The sequence below is a fragment of the Bradyrhizobium sp. BR13661 genome, assembly GCF_029892425.1.
Lineage (GTDB): Bacteria > Pseudomonadota > Alphaproteobacteria > Rhizobiales > Xanthobacteraceae > Bradyrhizobium.
This window is the reverse complement of the sequence record NZ_JARXWB010000032.1, coordinates 69663-92723: the sequence shown is the minus strand read 5'-3', so window position 1 is coordinate 92723 and position 23061 is coordinate 69663. Positions and strand designations below refer to the sequence as shown.

The window sequence follows — 23061 nt, the reverse complement described above, 5'->3', positions numbered from 1 at the left end:
TCCTCTCGCAGCAGTGCCTCGACCGACGGATCGACAGCCATGCTCGTCTCGTCAGAGAGACCGCAGCCTGGGAAAAACGCCGCAACGCCGAGCGCGCCAGAATCAACTGGATGTTTACGACCGAGAAGGCCAGGGCCAAACTCGGCCGCGCCTATCCAAAAGTCCCGGCTAAACCGACGAAAAAACAAAGAGTCAAAACCTCTGTGCAGAGGTACTAGTTGGGAACCAGCAGAACACCGGTCTTGGCAAGTGTCGAGGTGCTTGCCAAAAGATATTCATTTTTCGTCGTAACCGATGCAAAAAAGCCGCATACATGGCGGGATTGCACGTACTAGAGACGCCTCTATTTTACTGCCTTTGATTGCATTGCTCCGTTGCACGTAGACCCGCCCTACGATGAGGCGCCGGCGCTTACGGGCGACATGCGGCAGGTTCTGCCGCGATGGACGCACGGACGGGCGCACCATCGCGGCCCTCCAGCATCCTGTTCAAGACGAAGGCCAAGCACATTGGAGCGATATCTCTTTACAGCCATCAGCTTTGTCGTAGATGTCGAACGCATCACACGGCCTGCAAAGCCTTCTGCACTGCCTTCGGGGCGCGCTCGATCGCGAGAAGATAAGCGCGTGTCGGCCCTTCCGGCTGTCGCGAGCCTTGTTCCCAATGGCACAGCGTATTGACGCTGAATCCGCAGCGACCTGCGAACTCTTCCTGCGTCATGTCCAGGTCCACCCGGATCGCCCTCACGTCGATCTTGTTCTTCGGCCTTTTGTGGAGCCGAGATGTGGCACGATGGTCGTAGGTCGGAGATATCCGTTCCCACCGCATTCGTCTGGCGGTGTCTTAGCGGTTCGACCAGGACTTCGTTTCCACATCCCGCTCGTAGGAAGGCGCGCAATCGTTATCGAGGATCAACACCACGATGCGGAATAGCGAGACCAACGGCCGCACAAATCGCGCGTTCAGTCGAGAGCAGCAGCAGCCGGTAGCCATCGTCCTCGTAAAGGGCGTACTGGCCAACTTCGTAACACTCGCGCACGTACTTTAACACAGCGGACGCTCCTTTGAGGCTTCCCGGCACGATGCCGGCGAGTTGACGCGAGGCCTTCATCTCAGCCCGACCGAGTGCGCCTTCAGCCTCGCAGAGGCCACTTAACTTGGCCTCCAGCTCGGCCCGCCTGCCGCACGGCGCACGGCGCAGCTCGCGCTCGGCAGCATCCTGCTCGGCGAGCAGGCGCCCCAGTTCCTCAAAGACTCGGCGGTGGCCCTCGATGGCATCAAGGACCGGGTCGGGCGCGGTCGAAACGCCAACACTTTCAGCCCGTGAGGGAGTGATGACCCCGGCCAGGATGGCGGCGCTGCCGGTGACGAACTGCCGGCGCCGAACGGCCGGGCCGGCAGGAAAGATTAAACGACTCGTGGTATAGGCAGAATCAGCCTGAGACATGGCTATCTCCATGTTGAGGGTTAGGCTCGCGCAGGTGTTGCTGCATCTGTGCGGGCCGCTTGCCTGGCCTGTAGCGGCCAGTGCCGCGAATCGAATCACGGCCGATTCATTACGTCAATGGATATCCGGTTTTCACCCACGGCCAGCCTTGCCGTTGGCGAGATCGACGATACAGCCATTGGCTAGACGCACGCCGATAATCACGTCGTCCAATCGGTAGTTATTGTTGTTGCCTCTAAGGCGATAGCCTGTGTCCTCTACGACACGTACATCGAACCATTGAGTAAGTATCCCCAGGCAAAGCCGGGGGCTTTAGAACTAGGCGATACTCGCTTCGCTTCTTAACACAGCGAAATTGAATGGCCTCGACCCCGAGGCGTATCTCGTCGACGTTCTCGATCGCATGGTGAGCGGCGCCACGAAGACCGACCAGCTTCACGAACTTCTGGCCTGGAACTGGAAGGCCGCACGCGAAGCCGAATCGCAAATCCGCGCAAGGCTCGTTCCGCAGCGTTGTTGGTCAGGCAGATCCGGCCATCGTTGATGAACTGTGCGAACCGATCCCATCGCTTGAGCATGTAGTCGATCGGCTCGGCGACCGAGGCCGAGCGCGACAAGCGGCCACGTTGTTCGCGCAACCAGGCTTCCAGAACCTCCTGGAGCGGCGCGCTCTGCTCTTGACGGATGCACAGCCGCTCATGGCGGCAAGGCCGTTGATGCCGCGTTCGATCTCGAACAGGGCGTCAATGCGCCTGACTGCTTCCAGCGCGATCGGCGAGATTGCTCCAGCATTCTTGCCTCGCCTTGCATTGGCGGCGATGTCCGCAAGTTCGAAGAACTGCCTCCTGGCATGGGCCCAACACAGCGCCGATGTGATCGGTCCCACCGCGCGCGAGGGATCGTACAACGCGTTGTAGCCATCCGCCTGCAGGATGCCGCTGAACGCCTTGAGGTGCCGCACGGGATGTTCGTGCCGCCGGTCGCGCGAGGCATAATACAACGCCGCTGGCCGCGCCCGGCCGCCAAACGGCCGGTCGTCGTGGACATAGGTCCAGATGTGTCCCTGGATTGTCTTGCCCTTCGCCAGGATCGGCACTTTTGTGTCGTTGACCTGCCCCTAGGAAATTCCTCCAGACCGAGTTAGAGTCGGCCCTGACGAAGGGCGGACAGATGCACAGATGCAGCGAAAGCGGTTCGCGGAAGAGCAGATCATAGCGGTCCTGAAGGAGCATGAAGCCTGTGCGAAGACGGCGGACTTGGCTCACAAGCACGGGATCTCGGAGACGACAGAGACTGGCCTTTGTGAGAACCGGCGCACGGTATCGCGTAAGGCGGTTGAAGCCCTGGTCTTGAAGGGGATCGAAGAACAGCTGGCGACGCCCGAGCTGATTGCCGAGTACGTCCGCGAATATCAGCGGATGTCCCGTGAGCTGAACAGCTCGACAGCCCACCGGCGACGCCGACCTGGAGGAGCGACTAGGCCACGTCAACGGCGCCATCTCAAAGGCGGTCGATGCCCTGTTGGGCGATAGTCCCAGCCGCGCCCCGCGCCTGCGGCTGGCGGCCGTGGAGGCCGAGCGCGACCAGATCGGGGCTGACATCGCCGAGGTCGTTCCGCCCGCGGTGGAACTGCACCCGAATGCGGCGAACGCCTACCGCGACAAGATAAGAGATCTGAAAAATGCTCTGCCGATGCAGACGAGGACAGCCGCTTGTCAGCGAACGAGGCCATTCGGGAGGTCGTCGAGAAGATCGCTATTCATCCACAGGGTCGGTACAAGCCCGTGAAGATCGAGATTTACGGCCAACTCGCCGCCCTACTCCAGACTTCTGAGAGGGCTGCCGCCCCCTAGAGTCTAGGGAAGCGTTGGTTGCGGGGATAGGATTTGAACCTATGACCTTCAGGTTATGAGTCTGTTGGCGGCAATTGCAGGCGGTGTCGAGCCCAACTGCACTCAGGTCAGCGCACCTATTTGCGCGACAAAGCCGCCGATTCGACGACCGGAGCAATAGCTTGTTCTCCTCGGGTCAGCCCTCTGCGACCATGATGATTCGCCCGGGCTTATTGCTTGATTGGCCGAGAGAGAGATTTTCGATGAGTGTCATTGATCCGGCGAATTTCTTGTCCGAAGATGAGGTGCTCAGCCGCTGGCCCATGCTCACAAAGGCCGAGCTGCGACGCGCCCGTCGAGCGAACCCGCCCGGGATCGAGTTCTACGGTTTCCGAAAGAAGGGCGGCGGGCCTCGCTACACGCCGGAGCAGGTGCAGAACTATATCGACCGTACATATCTTAGGAAGTCGGAATGCCAGCAGATAAACAGCGGGGCGCCTCACCATCAGACACTCAGCAGCAGTGGAGATTCGAGCTTGGCGGCTACTATCTCGAGCGTCCCCATCCAGAGCATCTCGGCTTCTGGTATGCTTGCCGATATGACCCCGGAACTCGCCAAGTCCGCCGCCGAAGTCTTAAGACAACAGATTTCGAAGAGGCTAAAGTCAAGCTCGCGGCGCTCGTCGCGTCCGCTCCCAGCAGCGCACACCGGGTAGGACCACCCGGCCCCGACCGGGTCCTCAGTGTGGCCGCGTTGAAGGCATATCTCGACGAGCGCGGCCCACACATTGCATCAGAGGATGCGGCCGAGCGAGCAGTGGAGCTGTTCACGGACTATCTCGCCAGCAAAAGCAAGATCGATGCCCCCGTCGCATTCTGGACGCCTGCCCAACAGCTTGAGCTGGCCAAATGGTGCGTCGAAAAACACCAGCATTCCGCGGGCTACATCGAACGGTTGCTCAATGTGATGAGATCCGCATTCAACGATGCCTGCGTAACCAAAATCAGATTGGATGCCGTCGGCAACAAGGTCGAGACGGCGCTGATGAGCCACGCACCGAAAATTGTGTGGAAACGTGAGGCAATCGCCGCTGAACTCAAAATCCCGGCACGTCGGCCGCGACCGGCGACACTATCGATCGAGCAGATGGCCGCCGTGCTGGATTCGCTCAAGACACCCCATCTGTTCCGTTTCGCGATAATGAGTCTGTGCACGTGGGCGCGACCGCAAGCCATCATCGATTTCGATCCGGCAAGTCAGGTTGATTGGAACGGGGGCGTCATTGATCTCGCTCCGATCGGTTGGGTACCTACGAAGAAGCGCCGGCCCCGCCAGCCGCTCACCGGGTGCCTCGCCGGCTGGCTACCAGTCTGGAACAAAGAAGATGAGGCTCGGCGAGCGGCCGCCCTTGCGGAGAATCGGACCCCTCCCGAGCTTGGACTGATCGTGTACAAGGGCAAGCGCGTCGCAACCGTGAAGCGCGCCTTTCGGCGTATCGGCACAGAGATCGGACTGATGGGATTTTCGCAGTACAGCCTGCGCCATTTCATGGCCGACCAAATAAAGAAGCTGTTCCGGAATGTGCCGCGCGAGCAGCGCTCGTTGTGGATGGGGCACGTTGTGCGCGACGGCTCGCGCACAACGGCGAATTACGAGTCAGACGATCCAGAAATGCTCGCCGATGTCGCCCTGGCCACCGATTGCGTGATTGCACTGATCCAGCAACACTGCAACAGGCCGCTATTTGCTGTTGACGTACTGTTGACGAGGAAGGATTTGCAAGCGATCGGGGCGAGGGTGATCCCAGAAACGCTGAGAAAACAGAGAGTTGGTGGTGGGCACGACAGGGATCGAACCTGTGACCCCTACCATGTCAAGGTAGTGCTCTCCCGCTGAGCTACGCGCCCGAATAGTCCACCTGCGTTGGGTGGGGGTCCCTATAACGGCTCAGCGGACCCTGCGCAAGGACCGAAGCTGGCCGATTTAGGCCGCCAGCATCTTGTTCACTTCGCTCACCAATTCGCGCAGGTGAACGGGTTTCGACAGCACCTTGGCATTCTTGGGAGCGTCCGAATCCGAGTTCAGGGCGACCGCGGCGAAGCCGGTGATGAACATGATCTTGATATCGGGGTCGAGTTCCGAGGCCCGGCGGGCCAGCTCGATACCGTCCATCTCCGGCATCACGATGTCGGTGAGCAGCATCTCGAACGGCTCTTCCCTGAGCCGCTGATAGGCGGCCATGCCATTGTCATGGGACGAGACCTGAAAACCGGCGTTTTCCAGCGCCTTGACCAGGAAACGGCGCATGTCGTTGTCGTCTTCGGCGAGCAGGATTTTTGGCATGGCAGGAACGTCGATCCCCAGAGGATGTGCAGAGGTCACTAAGCCCGACAGAGGGTAAATTTGGGGTGAAAATCTTAACCCTCAGGGCTCGCGCTGCGAGGGGTGTTGTGAACCGGAATCGGCTCCGAATCAATTCTGCCGCAACGACTGATCCCCGCCTCCCTGCTCGCACGGTTAAGACGTGTTCCAGCGCCAATCACATCTTTTCGCTTGGCAGAATGGTTGCGATTCCGGACAATGACGACACATAAGAGCCGCTCGACCGGCCGAATCACTCGATCTGGACCATGCTGGATCGCGCGGCGCCATACCTGACGGCGTGAAGGGACGAAGCCTGAGAAGATGACCCGGTTTGACGGCGAGGTGTCGCCAGCCTTCGAGATCACGGAGCCCGCCCAATGGCGCGCGCCTGTCATCTTCAACTCGCCCCATTCCGGCTCGACCTATCCGGATGAATTCCTGAGCGCCTCGCGCATCGACCTGGTGCAATTGCGGCGGTCGGAAGATTCCTTCGTGGACGAGCTGATCGGCCATTTGAGCGCGCGCGGCTTTCCGACCGTGCGGGTGAATTTTCCCCGCTCCTATGTCGACGTCAACCGCGAGCCCTATGAGCTCGACCCTCGCATGTTCACCGGCCGGCTGCCGAGCTTTGCCAACACCCGTTCGATGCGGGTCGCCGGCGGATTAGGCACGATTCCGCGCGTGGTCGGCGACGGCCAGGAGATCTATCGCGACCGCATCGCGGTCGACGACGCGCTGGCCAGGATCGAGACGCTGTACAAGCCCTACCATCGCGCGCTGCGCCGGCTGATCAACAAGGTGCACCAGATGTTCGGCACCGTGGTGCTGGTCGACTGCCACTCGATGCCCTCGGTCGGCGTCAGCAGGGACGAGCCGCGCCGGCCCGACGTCGTGATCGGCGACCGCTACGGCACGAGCTGCACGCCGCTGCTGCCTGACCGGGTCGAGGAAACCATGAGCGGGCTCGGTTATTCGATCGGCCGCAACAAGCCCTATGCCGGCGGTTTCATCACCGAGCATTACGGCAATCCCGCCAGCGGCCTGCATGCCGTGCAGCTCGAATTCAACCGCGCGATCTACATGGACGAGCGCCGCCGCGAACGCGGCCCGCGCTTCGCGCAAGTCGCGAGCGACCTCGGCGTTCTCGCCGACGTGCTGGCGACCACCATCCCCTTCGGCGATCTCGGCCCGTACCAGGCCGCTGCGGAATAGACGGATTTCGAAAAACTTATCTGCGATGGGTGCGGACGCGTTTTCGTTTTGCAATCAATCGCGCGCTAAACTGAAGACAGGCGACGCAAGAAAAAAGGGCCGCTCGCGAATGACGCAAGCGGCCCAAGTCTAGGGAGGAAACGCCCAAGGAGGGCAGCGGTAACGCGAGAAGCGCTACCGCACCGCAACAATATGCGGCCGCGCCGCACAAAGTGCAAGGGCTTTTGAGCGGTTTCCCATGCAAAAACACATGGCTCATTTGCTCCCAGAGAAACCCAGATTCAGTTTCTTTGATAAGGAAATTCAATGGGTTGATAGTCATTTGCATACGAACGAGGCAACCTCGGAACTAAGTTTTCAACTTCGTGATCGATATTTGGCCAGCATATGGCTCGCCACGTCGCTCACCCACGTCGCTCACCTGGTCCGCCAGTAACCGGATCCAAAATACCAGGGTGCAAATCAAGACAGCGCTGCACGCGAGGGGCGAATTGAGCTAGGCAGATGCGAGCTTCAGCCAACTTTCGTTTTGAGGATGCGCCGTGACGGTGATCGACTTCTCAGCCTTCATCGGACGGCTCGCCACTGCTTCCGGCGAGACCATCCTGCCGTTCTTCCGCACCTCGCTGTCGATCGACGACAAGAGCAAGACCAAGGATTTCGATCCGGTCACGGAGGCCGACCGCGCTGCTGAAGCGGTGATGCGGCGGCTGATCAAGGCCAGCTTCCCCCAGCACGGCATCGTCGGCGAGGAATTCGGCAATGAGCGCGAGGACGCCGACTATGTCTGGGTGCTCGACCCCATTGACGGCACGAAGTCCTTCATCGGCGGCTTTCCGATCTGGGGCACGCTGATCGCGCTGCTTCACAAGGGCACGCCTGTTTATGGCATGATGCATCAGCCGTTCATCGGCGAGCGCTTTTCCGGCGACAACGGCTCGGCCAGTTATAAAGGCCCCACCAGTGAGCGCCGGCTCCAGGTCCGCCGCTGCGCCTCGCTGTCGGAGGCGACCACCTACACCACGTCTCCCTTGCTCATGAACGAGCGCGACCGCGCCATTTTCGGCCGGATCGAACAGGGCGCACGCCTGTCGCGCTATGGAGGCGATTGCTACTCCTATTGCATGCTGGCGGCCGGCCATGTCGATCTCGTGGTCGAGACCGAGTTGAAACCCTACGACATCGCGGCCCTGATCCCGATCGTGACCGGCGCCGGCGGCGTCGTCACCACCTGGGAAGGCAAGCCGGCCCAGGGCGGCGGTCGCATCGTCGCCGCCGGCGACGCACGCGTGCACGAAGAAGCGCTGAAACTGCTCAACGGATAGGCGGCACAAGGAGCCTGCATGAAAAGAAGCCGCTCGCTCCTGCTCGCCATTTTGCTTCTGCTACCGACCTTCGCCTCCGCCCAAAACTTTCCAGCAAAACCGATCAAGCTGATCGTGCCGTTCCCGGCGGGCGGCCCCAACGACATCATCGCGCGCGTGATTGGCCAGCGGATGTCGGAACTATCGGGTCAGCCCGTGCTGATCGACAACCGCGGCGGCCAGGGCGGCGTGCTCGGTACTGATGCCGTCGCCAAGGCCGCACCCGACGGCTACACCATCGCGATCTCCTCGGCCGGCGCGCTCGCGATCAGCCCGAGCATGGAGAAGGTCGCCTACGACACGCTCAATGATCTCACGCCGGTGACGCTGGTGGCGACCGTGCCGGAGATGCTTGTCGTCGCGACGAACGTGCCGGCCAAGGACATCGGCGAATTGATCGCGCTTGCGAAAGCGCAGCCGGGAAAACTCAACTTCGCCTCGTCCGGCCCCGGCAGCCTGCCGCATCTGGCCGGCGAATTGTTCAAGCTGACCGCCAGGATCGATATCGTGCACGTGCCGTATCGCGGCGCGGCTCCGGCCGTGAATGATCTCCTGGGTCAGCAGGTCCAGATGACATTCCTCGATCTCCCGGTGCTGCTGCCGCAGGTCAGGGCCGGCGCGCTGAAACCGATTGCGGTCGGTTCGGTGGAGCGCGCGCCGACCGCGCCCGAGGTGCCGACCACGAAGGAAGCCGGCTTTCCCGATCTGCGCATCGAGAACTGGTACGGCATGGTCGCGCCCAAGGGCACACCGAGGGAGATCGTCACCGCGCTTCATAACCTCGCGACCAAGGCCATGGCCGATCCGGCGGTGAAGGACAAGCTCGCGCAACAAGGCGCAACGCTTGTTGGCGACGAGCCGGAGCATTTTCGCGCCTTCATCGCGGACGAGACCGCGAAATGGGCGAAAGTGATCAAGGACGCCGGGGTGGAGACGGCGAAGTAGGCGTTCTTTCTTACCCTCCCCTGGAGGGGGAGGGTCGGCTCACATTGAGCGTAGCGAAATGTGAGATGGGGTGGGGTGACGGTCTCTCCACCTCGAACGGTGCCCGTGTGGAGAGATCACCCCACCCCGCTCGCGCAACGCGCGATCGACCCTCCCCCTCCAGGGGAGGGTAAAAGCCCCCTTCACACCGCCTCTGCCCGCAAATGCTCCACCAGCATCTTGGCCGGCCGTGGCAGCGCCTTGAAACTTCGCGCGCAGATCACGAGCCTCCGGTTGGCCCAGGTATCGCGCAGGCGGACGATGGCGAGCGGCATCAACTTGGCGCAGCGGCGGGCTGCGGCTTCAGGCACCAGGGCCACGCCGACATCGGCTGAGACCAACTGGCAGATCGCATCGAAATCGCGCAGCCGCGCACGGAAATGCGGGCGCATGCCGAGCCGCGCGGCATGCTTTGAAATATGCATCTGCAGCGCGGTGGCGCTGGTCAGGCCAACGAACTCGCAAGTCCGCGCCTCCTGGAAATCAATCTGGCGGCGGCCGGCGAAGGGACCACGTCGGGATGTCACCAGCGTCAGGCGGTCCTCGCTGAACACGAAACGCTCGATATGATCGGGCAGCGCGTGCTCGGCGGCAAAGCCGAGATCGGCAGCACCGGCCGTGATCGCGGCCGCGATGTCGGTGCTCTCGCGCTCCTCGATGTCGATGGCGACGTCGCGATGCTCGCGCAGGAAACCGGCCAGCGCCTTCGGCAGATGCTCCGACAGGCCGGAGGTGTTGGCAAGGAAATGCACGCTGGCACGCACGCCAGAGGCAAAGCCGGCGAGATCGCCGCGCATGGCGTCGACCTGGTGGATCACGAGCCTGGCATGATCGAGCAGGCTCTCGCCGGCCGCGGTCAGTTCCACGCCGCGGCGCCCGCGCTTGAGCAGGGCAACGCCGAGCGCATCCTCGAGCCCCTTGATCCGCGCACTGGCGGAGGCCAGCGCCAGATGTGAACGCTCGGCACCGCGGGTGATGCTGCGCTGGTCGGCAACCGCGATGAAGAGTTGGAGATCGACCAGGTCGAAACGCACGGGATTTCCTCCAAAATCAGGCTTCGTTATTGGCGAAGGCTGTCTCCGTAACCTCCAGATTGTGCCTGCGCGCGGCTTCGGTCAATGTGGCTCGCATGATTGACCCGCTTCTCATTCTCATCGCCGCCGTCTTCCTCGTCGCCGGATTCGTCAAGGGCGTCGTCGGGCTCGGCCTGCCGACCGTGTCGATGGGCCTTCTCGCCGTGAACATGGCGCCGAGCCGCGCGATCGCCATCGTGATCGTGCCCGCCATCGTCACCAACATCTGGCAGACCTTCGTCGGCCCCTACTTGCGCGACATCCTCAGGCGTTTGTGGCCGCTGATGATCGGCACCGTGATCGGCTGCTGGCTCAATGCCGGCGCGCTGACCGGCCCCTACGCGCGCTACGGCACCGTGGTGCTCGGTGTGCTGCTGGTGATCTACGCGATCATCGGCCTCAGCAAATTCAAGTTCCACGTCGCACCCGGGAACGAGAAATGGGTCGGCGGCGTGGTCGGAATCATCACTGGCGTGATCTCGGCCTCGACCGGCGTGCAGGTGATCCCCTCGATGCCGTTCATGCAGGCGATCGGGATGGAGAAGGACGAACTGGTGCAGGCGCTCGGCGTGTTCTTCACCACGGCGACGCTGGCACTCGCCTTCAATCTCACTGCCGGCGGCCTGCTGACGCCGGCGAATGCCGTGCCCGGCACTGTGGCCATGGCGATGGCCTTTGCCGGCATGTATGTCGGCCAGTCGGTGCGGCAGCGCATGCCGGCGGACGCGTTCCGCCGCTGGTTCCTGGTCGCAATGATCCTGCTCGGACTGTATCTGGCCGGCAGCGCTCTGGTAAAGGAGATCGGCTAGCTGCTTTCCGGCGAAGCCTGATGCCATTGTCGCCGAGATCGGAATCAGGACGGTTCGGCAACCCACGCATCATCGAGAGGCCCAAATGAAACTCGACTTTTCGCAGGTTCCGCTCCACGACCGGGCCTTCAGCGAAAAGCCCATGACATTTATCGACGAGGGGCCCAAGAATTTCCTGGCCGCAATCCTCGACCTCGTCGCCATCGAAACCGGCAATCGCACAGCGCGGGAGAACTGGCAGCAAAGCCAGCTGCGAAATCTGTTGCGACACGCCGCCCACAGATCGGCATTCTGGCGGGAACGGATCGGCTCCGGGGACATCCGCGACACCGCCCTCGCGGAGCTTCCGATTCTCAGCCGCAGCGATCTGACCAGGCAGGTCGAGGCAGAGGGACCATTGTTGTCCCCGCTGGACAGAATTCCGACGATCAAGCACGGCACGTCAGGCTCATCCGGCACGCCGGTTCAATTTTTCCTGTCGCAAATGAACCTGGAATACAATGCGGTCAGGGCTGCCGCGCAATATTTCATCGAGGGACGCGATCTGCGATTGAACAGCACGCGGCTCCGTCCGGTGCTGACGCCGAGCAAGAACGGCTTCACGGTCAGGACCGACGACAATCCATTGGGAAGCCTCGGGCCGCTCATTCCAGGGGGCATCTTCAAGTACATCGAATACTACAATCCGAACATGGAGGCGCTGTGCGAGGAACTGGCACGCGATTCCATCGGCTATCTGTTGGCGCAGCCGACTTTGATCGAAACGATGTTACAGTCTGTCGACCCCACGTTCTTCAAGCGCGCCGGTACGGCGATGTTCAACCCGCGCGCAAGCGCCGTCGACACCGAACTGCGGGATAAATTTTCCTCGATCGGCATCCCGGTTCGTTCGACCTATTCCTCGGAGGAGGTCGGATCGATAGGTCTGGAGTGTCAAGCAAATGCCGGTGTCTACCATGTCTCGACGAGCAACGTCCTCGTCGAGATCATTCCCGACGCATCCGTCCGGACAGTTAGCGGAACGACCGGCCTCGTGCTGGTGACGCATCTCCACTCCTACGCAACGCCTTTCATTCGATACGATCTCGGCGACATCGCCACCCTCGCAGACCGATGCCCGTGCGGCCATGACGGTCCGGTGCTGTCCAACATCCAAGGGCGCAGCAAAGCGCTGCTCAAACACCCCAATGGACGGGTTTCCACCTTTTACGTGCGGGCCAGGGAATTGACTGCAATCGCGGAATTCGACGAGTACCGGATCCGGCAGATCGCTCTCGACAGGATCGTGGTCGAAATCGGCGGACGAGACTCGCTGACGCCAGAGGAAACCGCGGCCGTCGTGGCGCTGATCAGACGGCACGCCGGCGATGAATTCCAGGTCGATGTCAGGGCTGTGGCCAGGATCGATTGGGGCGCGAGCGTCAAGCGCCTGGGATATCGTTGCGAACTCTTGTGACGATGAGGCCTGCCCGGTCGTCGAGTCCGCGAGGCCCGGCCGACAAGGCCTAAGTCATCGCCATTGTCGTCCGAGCGCGCCCTGAAGCGGCAACGAATGGTGATATGGCACCACTGCGGCCGCGTCGTCCTATCCCCGTGGCGAGGACGATTCTCTTGGGCTATGATCGAAGAGGGGGCGCCACGAGGGTTCGGGACCTCGTAACGCGCCATGGGGGTTGTTTTGAAGAATCAATGGATGCTTGGCGTTGCGTTCGGCGCAGTCGCCGCGACGAACCCCGCGATGGCGGCCGAGTATCCTTGGACCGGCTCCTATGTCGGCGGCAACATCGGCTACAGCTGGGGCAATGCCCGCGGCGATGTCACCGCCCCCGGAATGACGGCGTTCGGATTGCCGGCCTCATTTCCGTTCTCACCCAAGCCGGACGGCGTGATCGGCGGCGGTCAGATCGGCTACAACTGGCAGGCCAACAACCGTTGGGTTTTCGGCGTGGAGGCGGACCTGCAGGGCTCCGCCGAAAAAGCTCACAGCAGCCGTAGCGATCCCTTCAGCTTCGTTCCCGGCGGTGAGGGAGCCACCACGGTGGCGGGCGCTCTCAATCAGTCCATCGATGCCAAGATTCTCTGGTTTGGCACGTTGCGAGGGCGGGTCGGCGCGCTGTTGCAGCCGTCGCTGCTGCTGTATGCGACCGCCGGGGTCGCTTACGGCGAAACGAAGGTCAGCGGGTCAGGTACGGCTGCGGGAGGCCTGACCGGCCTCAGCTATGCTTTCAACGGCTCGAAGGTCAACGTGGGCTGGACGGCAGGGGCCGGACTCGAAGGTATGCTTCCGAACTGCAAGGGATGGACCTGGAAGCTCGAATATCTTTATGTCGATCTGGGATCGCAAAGCGGGACCGGCACTGACGCGGTTTTCGCAACCGTCTATTCCTGGAACGCGAAATTCACCGACAACATCGTCCGCGTCGGTGTGAATTACCATCTGCCCTGAGAAGCCAGTCCGATTCGGACTTCGTCCCGAAAACATCCCTTGCTCGGCCTCGATCGAGGCAACCGCACAGCTCGTTGATCTACCGCGTCTGCAGCATGGCGACGCGGATGCCGAGATAGATGAAGAGGCCACCCAGGGCACGGTTGACCCAGGCGATCACGCCCTCGGACTGCCGCAGCCGGTGAGCGGCCCTGGCCGCGAACGCCGCCAGCACCAGGCACCACAGCGTCCCCGTAAAGATGAAGATCAGGCCAAGCGTCAGGAAGGCGAGCGGCTTGTGGGGCGCATCGGCTGCGACGAATTGAGGCAGGAAGGCCAGGAAGAACAGCGCGACCTTGGGATTGAGCGCGTTGGTGAGGACGCCCTGGAGAAAAATCCGCCGCAGCGAGCTCCGCTCGGCCTCGTCCTTGACCGCCAAAAGCTGCGGCCGCGACCACAGCATCTGGAGGCCGGTCAGGACCAGATAGGCCGCGCCGACCAGCTTCAGGATCGAGAACGCGGTGGATGAGGCCATCAAAAGCGCGGACAGGCCGATCGCCGCACCTGCCACGTGGAAAAAGCAGCCGCAGCTGATGCCGAAGGCCGCGGCCGCTCCGCTGCGCCAGCCCATCTGCATGCTGCGGCCGATCACATAGACCGTGTCGGGCCCCGGCGTAATGTTGAGCAGCACGCCCGACAGGACGAAGAGCCAGATTTCGTGAATGCCCAGCATCATGAGGTCCTCGCCGCCCGGCCGGGCGATCTCAAGGGACTGGCCTTAGTCGGTTCGCGCCCCGCCGTCCACCACCGGAAATGTTAGGATTTGCGTCGAATCTGCAATGCGGATCATACTTTCACTCGGCATCATCTGCTCTATAAGGGCAGGATTCTTGAAATGCGGGATTCGCGCCGACCGCCACACCGTGGCAGCGCCTCGCCCTTGGAGCTCCGAGGATATGGAAAGACGTCTGGCCGCCATTGTCTGCGCCGATGTCGCCGGCTATTCTCGGATGATGGGCACTGACGAGGCCGGCACCCATGCCGCCTTCAAGGCCCATCGCAACGCGATCCACCCCATCATTCTCAATCACGGCGGCCGCGTCGTCAAAAATACCGGTGACGGCTTCCTGCTGGAATTCCCCTCCATCGTCGGCGCCACTGAAGCCGCGGTCGCGATGCAGGTGCTGATGGCGGAGCGCAATCACCACCTGCCCGCCGACCGCACCATGCAGTTCCGGCTCGGCATCCACATGGGCGACGTCATCGCCGACGAAGACGAGGTGTTCGGCGACGACGTCAACATCGCCGTCCGCCTCGAATCCGTCGCAAGCCCCGGCGGGTTCGCGATCTCGTCCAAGGCCTATCGCGAAGCGAGCAAGCACCTGACCGTGCCGCTGGTCGATGGCGGCAACCATCGCTTCAAGAACATCAAGGATCCCATCGGCGTCTGGACCTGGACGCCCGACGGCGCGCCCGCGCTCGCACCCGATCTGAAGGAAGGGGCGGCGCTCTCGCAATCGTACCGCACCGCCATCGTCGGCGTGCTGCCCTTCGCCAATCTCAGCGACGCCCAGGATGAATATTTCTCCGACGGCCTGACCGAGGATCTGATCCACGCGCTGTCGCTGCAATCATTCTACCGCGTGCTGAGCCGCAACTCGACCTTCCCCTACAAGGGCAACAATGTCAGCACCCGCGTGATCGCACGCGAGATCGACGCCACCTATCTGATCCAGGGCTCGGTGCGGCGCGCCGGCGCCAAGATCCGCGTCACCGCCGAGCTGATCGCGCCCGAGACCGGCGAGCAGCTCTGGACCGGCCGATACGACCGCGACATCGGCGACCTCTTCGCCATGCAGGACGAGATCACTACCAACCTGTCCGCGGCCATCGCCACCGAGATCGTCCGGGCCGAGGCCTCCGCGCCCGCGCGCCCGACCAACGACGTCACGGCCTGGGACCGCTTCCTGAAAGGCCTGTCGCATTATTACCGGCAGACCAAGGAAGATCTCGGCACCGCTGTCGCGCGGTTCCGGGAGGCCATCGCGCTCGATCCGAAACTGTCGATCGCGCATGCCTATCTCGCCACGATCCAGATCCAGAGCATCCAGTTCGGCTGGGTCAAGGGCACCCGCGAGATGTGGGCGGAGGCGATGCGGCTTGCCGAGACCAGCGTGCGGCTCGACCCGCGTTCGTCCTTTGCGTTCTCGATCCTGTCCTGGGCGCATGCGATGGAAGGCCATGACGAGGCGGCGATGGACGCCGCCAAGCGCGCCGTCGCCCTCAATCCCTACGACATGGGCGCGCGCGGCGTGCTCGGCATCTGCCATTTCACCATCGGCGAGCACCGCCAGGCGATCGAGCTGTTCTCGATGGCCGCCCAGCGCGACAACAGCGACCCGCGCTATCAATGGGCCGCGCTGAACGCCTTCAGCCACTATCTGCTGCGCCAGTATGACGCGACCCTGTCGTGGGCGCGCGAGCAGCTTTACGTCAACCCGAACCACATGCAGGCTTTGGCGATCCGCGCCGCGGCGCTTGCGCAGTTGGGCCGCACCGCCGAGGCTGCCGAGGCGACCGGCGTGCTGATGAGCAATTACCCGACCTTGAATGTCGACCGCCATCTGCGGAATTTTCACTGGAAGCGGCCCGAAGACATCGCGCATTACCGCGACGGGCTGTTGAAGGCGGGCGTCCCTGCCAGCAAGCTCACTCTGGTCCAGAGCGACGTCAGGCGCGCCGCCGAATCCTGACAGCGGGATTCCGACACGCGTGCGCTGCGGCCTCGCCGCGGCATTATTGACACCCGCGTGAATTCAGCCACACTTCATCACACCCTGAAGTAGTATAGTTGCGCCGCGTCCGCTGTCTGTTTGTTAGGACTTTCCGCGCTTGATCGGCGCGGCCGCTTTCGCGTTTCGCTTGTTTCAGGTCGTTTGTTTCAGGACTTTGCCGATGGATGACTTCCGCAAGAAGCCCTTTGATCCTTCAATCGACGTCTCTCCAAACAATCCCTGCCCGTTCCTGCGTGGCCTCGTCGGCGAAGGTTTTGTCGATGGCGGCACCGTGCCGCTGCGGACGCTGTCGCAAACCATCGCCAATGCAAGCGGCGAGACCGGGCTGAGGAAGATTTCGGCCCGCATCCAGGTCCGCGGCGTCGCGCTGATCGCCAATGGCGCCTGCCACATCCTGCAGAGCATCTTCTGGGGCGCGCAGCTCAACGGCTTGCGCGGCGGTCCACTCGACAAGCTCGGTGCCGGCTCGCGCATCCTCGGCGTCGACGGCAAGGTCAACGAGGACGAGATCGCACGGCTCGCCGGTTTCGGCAGCAACTATGACGATCCCGATGGCGGCAGCGAGACCGGACTCAACGCCTCGCAGATCCAGGCCTTCATGGACGACAATCTCAAGCGCGCCGGCAATCAAGCGCGCTGGTACTACCCGCTCCTGATGAAGTTCGAATGGCCGGTCCTGCTCAAGATCATGGGCAAGGGCCAAGGTGATGACCGCTATCTCAGCGTAGCCGAGGTGAGGACATTGTTCAACGAGCGCAAATTCCCTGATCGCATCACCCAGCGGATGCTCAGCCAGCCGGTCACCCCGCCCTCGCTCATCCTGCGTGCGGCCAGCGGGCTTGTCGCAGCGCTGCTCGTCTTTGGCATCGTGGCGCTGCGCTTTCCCGATCAATTCCAGCCGATGCTGCCCCATGTCATCGGCCAGCTGGTGGCCCCGCCATTGCCGAAGCTTGTCGAGCCCCGGGCCGCGTACTGGCTCGAGCAGAACTGGGCGCTGGAGGACCGGCACTGGTTTCATCATGCGAGCCAGGGCACTGCGACCTTTCCGGTGCCCTATAGCTGGTTCATGGCGCTGGAGCAGCCGCGGCTGCATTTCTTCGCGAAGCCCGGAATGCTGCACGACAGCGACCATCTGCAGCGGTTCGGCTTCATCCCGAGCCCGCAGACGATCAACACCGACGAGGCCACGCTGCGCCGCTTCGGCTACGCCAATGTCTACGACAAGACGAAGCCAGTGCCCGCGCGGCTTTGGGATCCGCCGGTCGACTGGGGCGCACAGGCCGAAAACGTCGACGGCCTGCCCGTCGGCTTTGCGCGCATGACCGGCGTGCCTGATCCGGCGACCGGCAAGGTCGGCGAGGACCGGATCGGCTTGACTTGTGCCGCCTGCCACACCGGCCAGATCCACTACAAAGGCATCGACATCCGCTTCGACGGCGGCCCGGCGATGACCGATCTCAGAAAGCTCGAGATTACGACCGGCCTGTCGATCGCCTACACGCTGCTCGTGCCGGGTCGCTTCACGCGCTTCGCCGACCGTGTGCTCGGCGCCTCCGCCAGCGACGCGGATCGCGACGCGCTGAAGCAGAAGCTGAGCGCGATCGGCACGTTCCTGAAAGACTGGGAATCCACCTACGACAAGACCATCGCGGGCAAGAAGAGGCCCAACGAGAAGACCAAGCAGGACGAGCAGCAGCAGGACACCGAGGAAGGTTACGGCCGCCTCGACGCGCTCAACCGCATCGGCAACCAGGTCTTCGCGCAGGACATGACGCTCAGCGGCCTCAGCGGCTTCGAGAAGAATCTGCATGCCAAGGACGCGCCGGTCAGCTTCCCGCCGATCTGGACCGTGCCCTGGCTCAAATTCGCGCAATATGACGCGTCGATCGAACAGCCGCTGATCCGCAATGCCGGCGAAGCGCTCGGCGTGACCGCGCTGCTCAATCTGTCCGCCAATGCGCCAGAGGGCACGCTGTTCCGCTCGTCGATGGACATCAGAAACCTGAACTGGATCGAGGATCTCTTGAAGGGGTCCGCGCCCTATCCGAAAAAGCAGCTGTCAGGACTGACGTCGCCGAAATGGCCGTCGGATATCTTCGGCGACGCAGCGTGGAAGATCGATGAGGACCGCGTCAAACGCGGCCGCAAGCTTTACGCGCAAATCTGCGTCGAATGCCATCTCGGTCCGGTCAACGATCCCGCGTTCGACACCGAATTTCCTGAGAAGAGCATCTGGTCCTCGGACCGCTGGGAGACGATCGGCAAGGACAAATTCCTGAACGAGGTGCAGAAAGGCGTCAAAGGCATGGGGACCGACCCCGCTCAGGCGAGCGTGCTAACGACGCGAACGGTTCAGGTGCCGGGCTTTCTCAAGCTCGATCCCACGCAGAATCTCAACAAGTGGTGGGACTGCAAGCTGCCTGAGGTCTCGTCGACCGACATGCCGTATTCGCTCGGCCTGATGGTGCTCGTCGACATCGTCAGCCGCAAGGCGATGAAGGACGCCAATATCAGTTGGGAGGAGCAGGATGCCTGGTGGGGCAAGCGCAAGAATTGCCCCGATCCAGGTCCGCAGCCGCCCGACAAGCCGGAGCCGCCGCCCTGGTATCGCGCGCGCCCGCTCAACGGCGTCTGGGCCACCGCGCCTTACCTGCACAACGGATCGGTGCCCTCGCTCTACTGGATGCTGAGCCCGGCGGCCGAGCGCCCCAAATCGTTCTGCATGGGCGGTGGTCGCGACTATGATCCGAAGCAGGTCGGCTTCGCGGTCAGTGACGGCGAGAGCTGCAAGACAGGGCAGTCGCGCTTCTCGACGCGCGCCGCTGACGGCACCGAGCAGTACGGCAACAGCAATCTCGGCCACTCGTTCGAGGGTAAGGGACCGCCGCACAAGGACGGCGTCGTCGGCCGCCTGCTCGAGGACGAGGAGCGCAAGGACCTGATCGAGTATCTGAAGACGCTGTAGCGCCTAGTCGTCATGGCCGGGCTTGTCCCGGGCATGACGGAGTTTGTGGAGCAATCAGGCCCAGGATGGTCTGGGCCTTCTCACCCGAACAGCGGCGTGCCCGGCACGAACGCGTCGAACGCGGCCCAGAACTGGGAGCGATAGCGGTCCTGCTCCTGGAGAATCTCGTGCTTGGAGCCGGCGATCACCAGATGCGAGCCGGCACGCAAATGGTAGGCGAACTCCTCGATCGCGGCCGTGGAGACAACCGTGTCGTTGGAGGCCGCCAGCATCAGGATCGGCTGACGGATCTCCGACGGGTAGTTGACGCCCTTGAAGGTGTGCATGGCGCGGAAGGCGGTATCGGCCCAGGCCACCGTCGGCGATGCCAGACCCAGCGTCGGGTCTTCCTCCAGGATCGCAACGTTGCGCGCATAACGCACGGGATCGCTGGTCAGCGGATTGTTGATGAAGGGCGACAGCCCGGTGAGTTGGTCGCTGCCGCCGGGAACGTAGGCGCCGCCACGCCCCATCATGCGCATCGTCTTCAACAGCGCCCGCACCGGAAACGAGGTGGCGCGACCGGGCAGGTCGATCATCGGCGCCGACAGCACCATGCGGTCGAACCAGCGCTTGCCTGAATGGGCGAGGCGCAGCAGCACCGCGCCGCCCATGGAATGAGCCAGCGCGAAGTATGGCGGCGGGCAATCCGGCAGCACCACCTGCTGCACGAAGGCTTCGACATCGATCTCGTAATCGGCGAAATTGCGCACATAACCTTTGCGCGGATCGCGCAGGCGGCGCGCCGAATGGCCTTGCCCGCGCCAGTCGACCATCGCCACCGCAAACCCGCGGTCGCGCAAGTCCCGCACCGTCTCGAAATATTTCTCAATCTGCTCGCTGCGCCCGGTGAAGACGCAGACCGTGCCCTTGCGGTTCGCCGGCGGCGCCCAGCGCGCGAAGCGCAGTTCGACGCCATCAGGGGTCTTGATGGTGCCGCTGACGACATCTTCGGGAACGGGATTGGACGGGATCGAGACCAGCGTCATGATTGGAAGTGCTTGGGCGCCAAATGCTGCAAATCAAGGGGCGGAAGCGCCGAAAAGGCGCCGATACCGCCCTCTTGAACGCCATTTCCTTGAACCCATATCACCATGGTGCAGGCCGCTACCAGTGTTTCGGAACCGGAACATCAGGCTGCACACAGACGAAAGCCCGGCCCGATTGGCGGGCGGGTTACCGAAAACAGTCGCTCAATGGAGGACTTGACCATGCGTACCTACGATCTGACCCCGTTTTATCGTTCCACCGTCGGCTTCGACCGCCTCTTCAACCTGCTCGACCAGGCAGGCTCTGACGGCAGCCCCGGTTATCCCCCCTACAATATCGAGCGTACCGGCGAGAACACCTACCGCATCACCGTCGCGGTCTCGGGCTTCTCGAAGGACGAGCTCTCCATCGTCGCGAAGGAAAATACGCTGACGATCAAGGGCGAGAAGGTCGCCAATGAGAACTCGAAAGCCGAGGTGCTCTATCGCGGCATCGCCGCGCGCGCCTTCGAGCGCGCCTTCCAGCTTGCCGACTTCGTGCAGGTGAAGGACGCCTCGCTCGAGAACGGCTTGCTTCATGTCGACCTCGTTCGCGAGATTCCCGAAGCCAAGAAGCCGCGCCAGATCGCGATCAACACCGGCGCTGCCAAGGCCCAGGTGATCGAGAGCTCGGTCGCCGCCTAAGCTTGCCTCAACTTTCAGGTTGAGAAAACGCCCCGGTGCCCCGGGGCGTTTTTGTCGTTCCCCCCGCTCCCCATCGTCGCCCGGCTTTCGCCAGACGAGGACATTTTTGCGGAATTGCCCGATTGAACGCTCGCCCAGCATCACGGGCCGGTGAGCTGAGGTAACGCTGCCGTCCAATACTCCGTATCTCGTGTACCGAGCCAAAACAAAACGGAGAATGATCATGACTTTCTGGCGCAGCCTTTTCGTCGCCGCGAGCCTGCTGACGGCACCCATCAGCCTCGCTCACGCCCAGACCTCGCAGACGGTGAAGGCCAAAAACGTCGTGCTGGTGCATGGCGCATGGGCCGACGGGTCGAGCTGGTCGGAGGTGATCCCGATCCTCCAGGCGGCCGGCCTCAACGTCACCGCCGTGCAGAACCCTCTCGGCTCGCTCGCCGAGTCGGTCGAGGCGACCAAGCGCGTGCTGGCCGAACAGGATGGACCGACCGTGCTGGTTGCGCATTCCTGGGGCGGCACCGTGATCAGCCAGGTCGGCACCGATCCGAAGGTCACCGGCCTCGTCTACATTGCCGCACGCGCCCCCGATGCGAACGAGGATTTCGTCGCGCTGTCGAAGCAGTTTCCGACGGGACCTGCGCGTGCCGGTATCGTCGAGCGTGATGGCTACACCAAGCTGTCGGAAGACGCCTTCCTGAAATATTTCGCCAATGGCGTCGCGCCGGAACGTGCCAAGGAGCTCTACGCTGTGCAATGGCCGACCGCCGCCTCGATCTTCGCCGGCCGCACCACCGAGGCCGCCTGGCACACGAAGCCGAACTGGTACGCGGTGTCGAAGAATGACGGCACCATCAATCCCGACTTCGAACGCTTCCTCGCCAAGCGCATGAACGCGACCACCATCGAGCTCGACGCCGGACACCTTTCGCTGGTCTCGCATCCGAAGGACGTGGCGAATTTGATCCTTGATGCCGCGGGGTATCCGCGGAGTTGAGCGGCGGTCGCCGGGATGCAAAAGGCGCCTGAGGATTTCAGGCGCCTTTTGTTTTGCTCGGTTGTCACCACGATTGCAGCTGTCGTCCCCGCGAACGCGGGGACCCATAGCCACAGGGAGTGATTTGACGAAGACTAGAGGTCCGGTACTCACACTTCATCCCCACCGATGGATCACGCGGTATGGGTCCCTGCGTTCGCAGGGACGACGGTGTGGGTGTGGTTGGCGCTATCGCGTCAAAACGTGCGTCGCTAATCCAGGCCCTGCGCAGCCGGCATCTCCTGCGTCGGCAGGATCGTCGGAGCCGGCTTGGCCTGGCCGACGGTTGATGCGGCTGCCTGTGGCGCGGTCTCGGCTGGCTTCGCCTGCACGGCAGCAGTCTGCTCAGCGGGCTTGGCGGCCGCCACCGGCGTCTCGACACGCTGCGGAGCCGCCTTCGGCATCGGAACAGTCCGGCTTGCAACATGCGGAATCGAGGCTGGCGGACGCGGCGGGAAACCGCGGACCATGGTCGGCGGCGGCAGCGCACTTTGCGGCCGGTAAGGCGCAACCTGCGGCTCCTCATCCGCTGGGGCCATGCCATAAGCGTCCGCGGCCGGCATGAAGCGGATAATCCGGCCATCGCGGGCGTCGATCACGAGCCGGCCGTCGTCGCCGCGGCGGTCGATCACCGCGATGGTGTAGACGGCGCCGCGCAGGCGCGGGATGCCGAGCGGCGAGAAGCCGTTGTCGCGCAGGACCGCATAGACTTCGGTGGCCGGCAGCAAGGCCGGCGTCGGGCCGCGCTCCTCATAGCCATAGCCGTATCCATAGCGCGGCGGTGGCGCCGCGACCGGTGGCGCGTAGGGCCCGTCGAAATCGGACACAGCGACAAAGGCCCCACCCGAAATGCCGCTCGCGGGAACCTGTGCCTGGGCAGCGGTTGCAGCCAGCGCCAGCGTGGCAGCGGCCACACATCCTGTGAAAAACTTCATGGTCGACACGCTCCTGTCAGGCCCCCGAATGGTCAGCACTCTTTCGCTTCTTGCGGCGTGGCGCGTCTTTCGAAGGGTTGATCCGAAGCTTCATCCGGGATTTCGGCGGC

The 23061-nt window shown here is 62.9% G+C and carries 20 protein-coding genes, 1 tRNA gene and 3 pseudogenes; 14 read left to right on the top strand and 10 right to left on the bottom strand.

All coding sequences use genetic code 11. The features are described 5' to 3' along the window. Positions 1-218, top strand: a pseudogene (locus tag M2427_RS34960) (IS630 family transposase); the annotation flags it as partial. 343 nt (positions 219-561) lie between these two features. On the opposite strand, the gene M2427_RS34955 reads toward M2427_RS34960, so the two are convergent. Together M2427_RS34955 and M2427_RS34950 are read right to left on the bottom strand one after the other, a co-directional pair. Then, a complete protein-coding gene (locus M2427_RS34955) occupies positions 562-828 on the bottom strand; it encodes a helix-turn-helix domain-containing protein (protein WP_041750392.1) in 267 nt (88 codons plus the stop codon). Between the two features lie 73 nt (positions 829-901). After that, positions 902-1447, bottom strand: coding sequence for a hypothetical protein (locus M2427_RS34950; RefSeq protein WP_244424372.1), 546 nt, complete (start codon positions 1445-1447; stop codon positions 902-904). Positions 1448-1772: 325 nt separating this feature from the next. Here M2427_RS34950 and M2427_RS34945 point away from each other — a divergent pair, with 325 nt between their 5' ends. Then, positions 1773-1991 carry a transposase domain-containing protein gene (locus tag M2427_RS34945; protein WP_256374714.1) on the top strand — a complete coding sequence of 73 codons (219 nt, stop codon included), beginning with the start codon at positions 1773-1775 and terminating at the stop codon, positions 1989-1991. Here M2427_RS34945 and M2427_RS34940 read toward each other — a convergent pair. Next, a pseudogene (locus M2427_RS34940) lies at positions 1927-2555 on the bottom strand (IS66 family transposase); the annotation flags it as partial. The gene M2427_RS34945 and the pseudogene M2427_RS34940 overlap by 65 nt on opposite strands. Before the next feature lie 70 nt (positions 2556-2625). On the opposite strand from M2427_RS34940, the pseudogene M2427_RS34935 reads away from it, so the two are divergent. Both M2427_RS34935 and M2427_RS34930 read left to right on the top strand, forming a co-directional pair. After that, a pseudogene (locus tag M2427_RS34935) lies at positions 2626-2736 on the top strand (transposase); the annotation flags it as partial. A gap of 806 nt (positions 2737-3542) precedes the next feature. Continuing rightward, a complete protein-coding gene (locus tag M2427_RS34930) occupies positions 3543-3995 on the top strand; it encodes a hypothetical protein (RefSeq protein ID WP_148221406.1) in 453 nt (150 codons plus the stop codon). A gap of 77 nt (positions 3996-4072) precedes the next feature. On the opposite strand, the gene M2427_RS34925 is transcribed toward M2427_RS34930, so the two are convergent. The 3 genes from M2427_RS34925 to M2427_RS34915 form a co-directional block, all read right to left on the bottom strand. Continuing rightward, positions 4073-4333 (bottom strand): hypothetical protein, encoded by a 261-nt coding sequence (locus M2427_RS34925; RefSeq protein ID WP_148221405.1) that lies wholly within the window; start codon positions 4331-4333, stop codon positions 4073-4075. 779 nt (positions 4334-5112) lie between these two features. Beyond that, positions 5113-5187, bottom strand: a tRNA-Val gene (locus tag M2427_RS34920). Positions 5188-5263: 76 nt separating this feature from the next. Next, a complete protein-coding gene (locus M2427_RS34915; RefSeq protein WP_007597092.1) occupies positions 5264-5623 on the bottom strand; it encodes a response regulator in 360 nt (119 codons plus the stop codon). A gap of 342 nt (positions 5624-5965) precedes the next feature. On the opposite strand from M2427_RS34915, the gene M2427_RS34910 reads away from it, so the two are divergent. The 3 genes from M2427_RS34910 to M2427_RS34900 all read left to right on the top strand — a co-directional run bounded on the left by M2427_RS34910 (position 5966) and on the right by M2427_RS34900 (position 9165). After that, positions 5966-6856 (top strand): N-formylglutamate amidohydrolase, encoded by an 891-nt coding sequence (locus M2427_RS34910; protein WP_280711350.1) that lies wholly within the window; start codon positions 5966-5968, stop codon positions 6854-6856. 542 nt (positions 6857-7398) lie between these two features. After that, the gene (gene hisN, locus M2427_RS34905) at positions 7399-8181 is read left to right on the top strand and encodes a histidinol-phosphatase (RefSeq protein WP_280711349.1); all 783 of its coding nucleotides are present in this window, start codon (positions 7399-7401) and stop codon (positions 8179-8181) included. A gap of 18 nt (positions 8182-8199) precedes the next feature. Beyond that, a complete protein-coding gene (locus tag M2427_RS34900; RefSeq protein ID WP_280711348.1) occupies positions 8200-9165 on the top strand; it encodes a tripartite tricarboxylate transporter substrate binding protein in 966 nt (321 codons plus the stop codon). Positions 9166-9347: 182 nt separating this feature from the next. On the opposite strand, the gene M2427_RS34895 is transcribed toward M2427_RS34900, so the two are convergent. Then, positions 9348-10238: a LysR substrate-binding domain-containing protein gene (locus M2427_RS34895; protein WP_280711347.1), complete on the bottom strand. Its 891-nt coding sequence runs from the start codon at positions 10236-10238 to the stop codon at positions 9348-9350. Between the two features lie 95 nt (positions 10239-10333). On the opposite strand from M2427_RS34895, the gene M2427_RS34890 reads away from it, so the two are divergent. The 3 genes from M2427_RS34890 (at position 10334) to M2427_RS34880 (ending at position 13532) form a co-directional block, all read left to right on the top strand. After that, positions 10334-11086 carry a sulfite exporter TauE/SafE family protein gene (locus tag M2427_RS34890; protein ID WP_280711346.1) on the top strand — a complete coding sequence of 251 codons (753 nt, stop codon included), beginning with the start codon at positions 10334-10336 and terminating at the stop codon, positions 11084-11086. A gap of 85 nt (positions 11087-11171) precedes the next feature. Next, positions 11172-12542: a hypothetical protein gene (locus tag M2427_RS34885; protein ID WP_280711345.1), complete on the top strand. Its 1371-nt coding sequence runs from the start codon at positions 11172-11174 to the stop codon at positions 12540-12542. 237 nt (positions 12543-12779) lie between these two features. Then, complete coding sequence (locus M2427_RS34880) at positions 12780-13532, top strand: outer membrane beta-barrel protein (protein WP_280711344.1); 753 nt, start codon at positions 12780-12782, stop codon at positions 13530-13532. 79 nt (positions 13533-13611) lie between these two features. Here M2427_RS34880 and M2427_RS34875 read toward each other — a convergent pair whose 3' ends face one another. Next, on the bottom strand, positions 13612-14244 hold the full coding sequence (locus tag M2427_RS34875) for a LysE family translocator (RefSeq protein ID WP_280711357.1): 633 nt from the start codon (positions 14242-14244) through the stop codon (positions 13612-13614). A gap of 223 nt (positions 14245-14467) precedes the next feature. On the opposite strand from M2427_RS34875, the gene M2427_RS34870 reads away from it, so the two are divergent. Both M2427_RS34870 and M2427_RS34865 read left to right on the top strand, forming a co-directional pair. Further along, a complete protein-coding gene (locus M2427_RS34870) occupies positions 14468-16264 on the top strand; it encodes an adenylate/guanylate cyclase domain-containing protein (RefSeq protein WP_280711343.1) in 1797 nt (598 codons plus the stop codon). A gap of 202 nt (positions 16265-16466) precedes the next feature. Then, on the top strand, positions 16467-19271 hold the full coding sequence (locus tag M2427_RS34865; RefSeq protein ID WP_280711342.1) for a cytochrome c: 2805 nt from the start codon (positions 16467-16469) through the stop codon (positions 19269-19271). Positions 19272-19351: 80 nt separating this feature from the next. Here the strand turns inward: M2427_RS34865 and M2427_RS34860 are convergent, their stop codons facing one another. Further along, the gene (locus M2427_RS34860; protein ID WP_280711341.1) at positions 19352-20299 is read right to left on the bottom strand and encodes an alpha/beta hydrolase; all 948 of its coding nucleotides are present in this window, start codon (positions 20297-20299) and stop codon (positions 19352-19354) included. Between the two features lie 222 nt (positions 20300-20521). Between M2427_RS34860 and M2427_RS34855 the strand changes: the two genes are divergently transcribed. Together M2427_RS34855 and M2427_RS34850 are read left to right on the top strand one after the other, a co-directional pair. Then, entirely contained in the window at positions 20522-20983 is a 462-nt protein-coding gene (locus M2427_RS34855; protein WP_280711340.1) for an Hsp20 family protein, read from the top strand. 223 nt (positions 20984-21206) lie between these two features. Further along, complete coding sequence (locus tag M2427_RS34850) at positions 21207-21977, top strand: alpha/beta hydrolase (protein WP_280711339.1); 771 nt, start codon at positions 21207-21209, stop codon at positions 21975-21977. 251 nt (positions 21978-22228) lie between these two features. On the opposite strand, the gene M2427_RS34845 is transcribed toward M2427_RS34850, so the two are convergent. After that, a complete protein-coding gene (locus tag M2427_RS34845) occupies positions 22229-22951 on the bottom strand; it encodes a hypothetical protein (RefSeq protein WP_280711338.1) in 723 nt (240 codons plus the stop codon). Positions 22952-23061 lie beyond the last annotated feature (110 nt).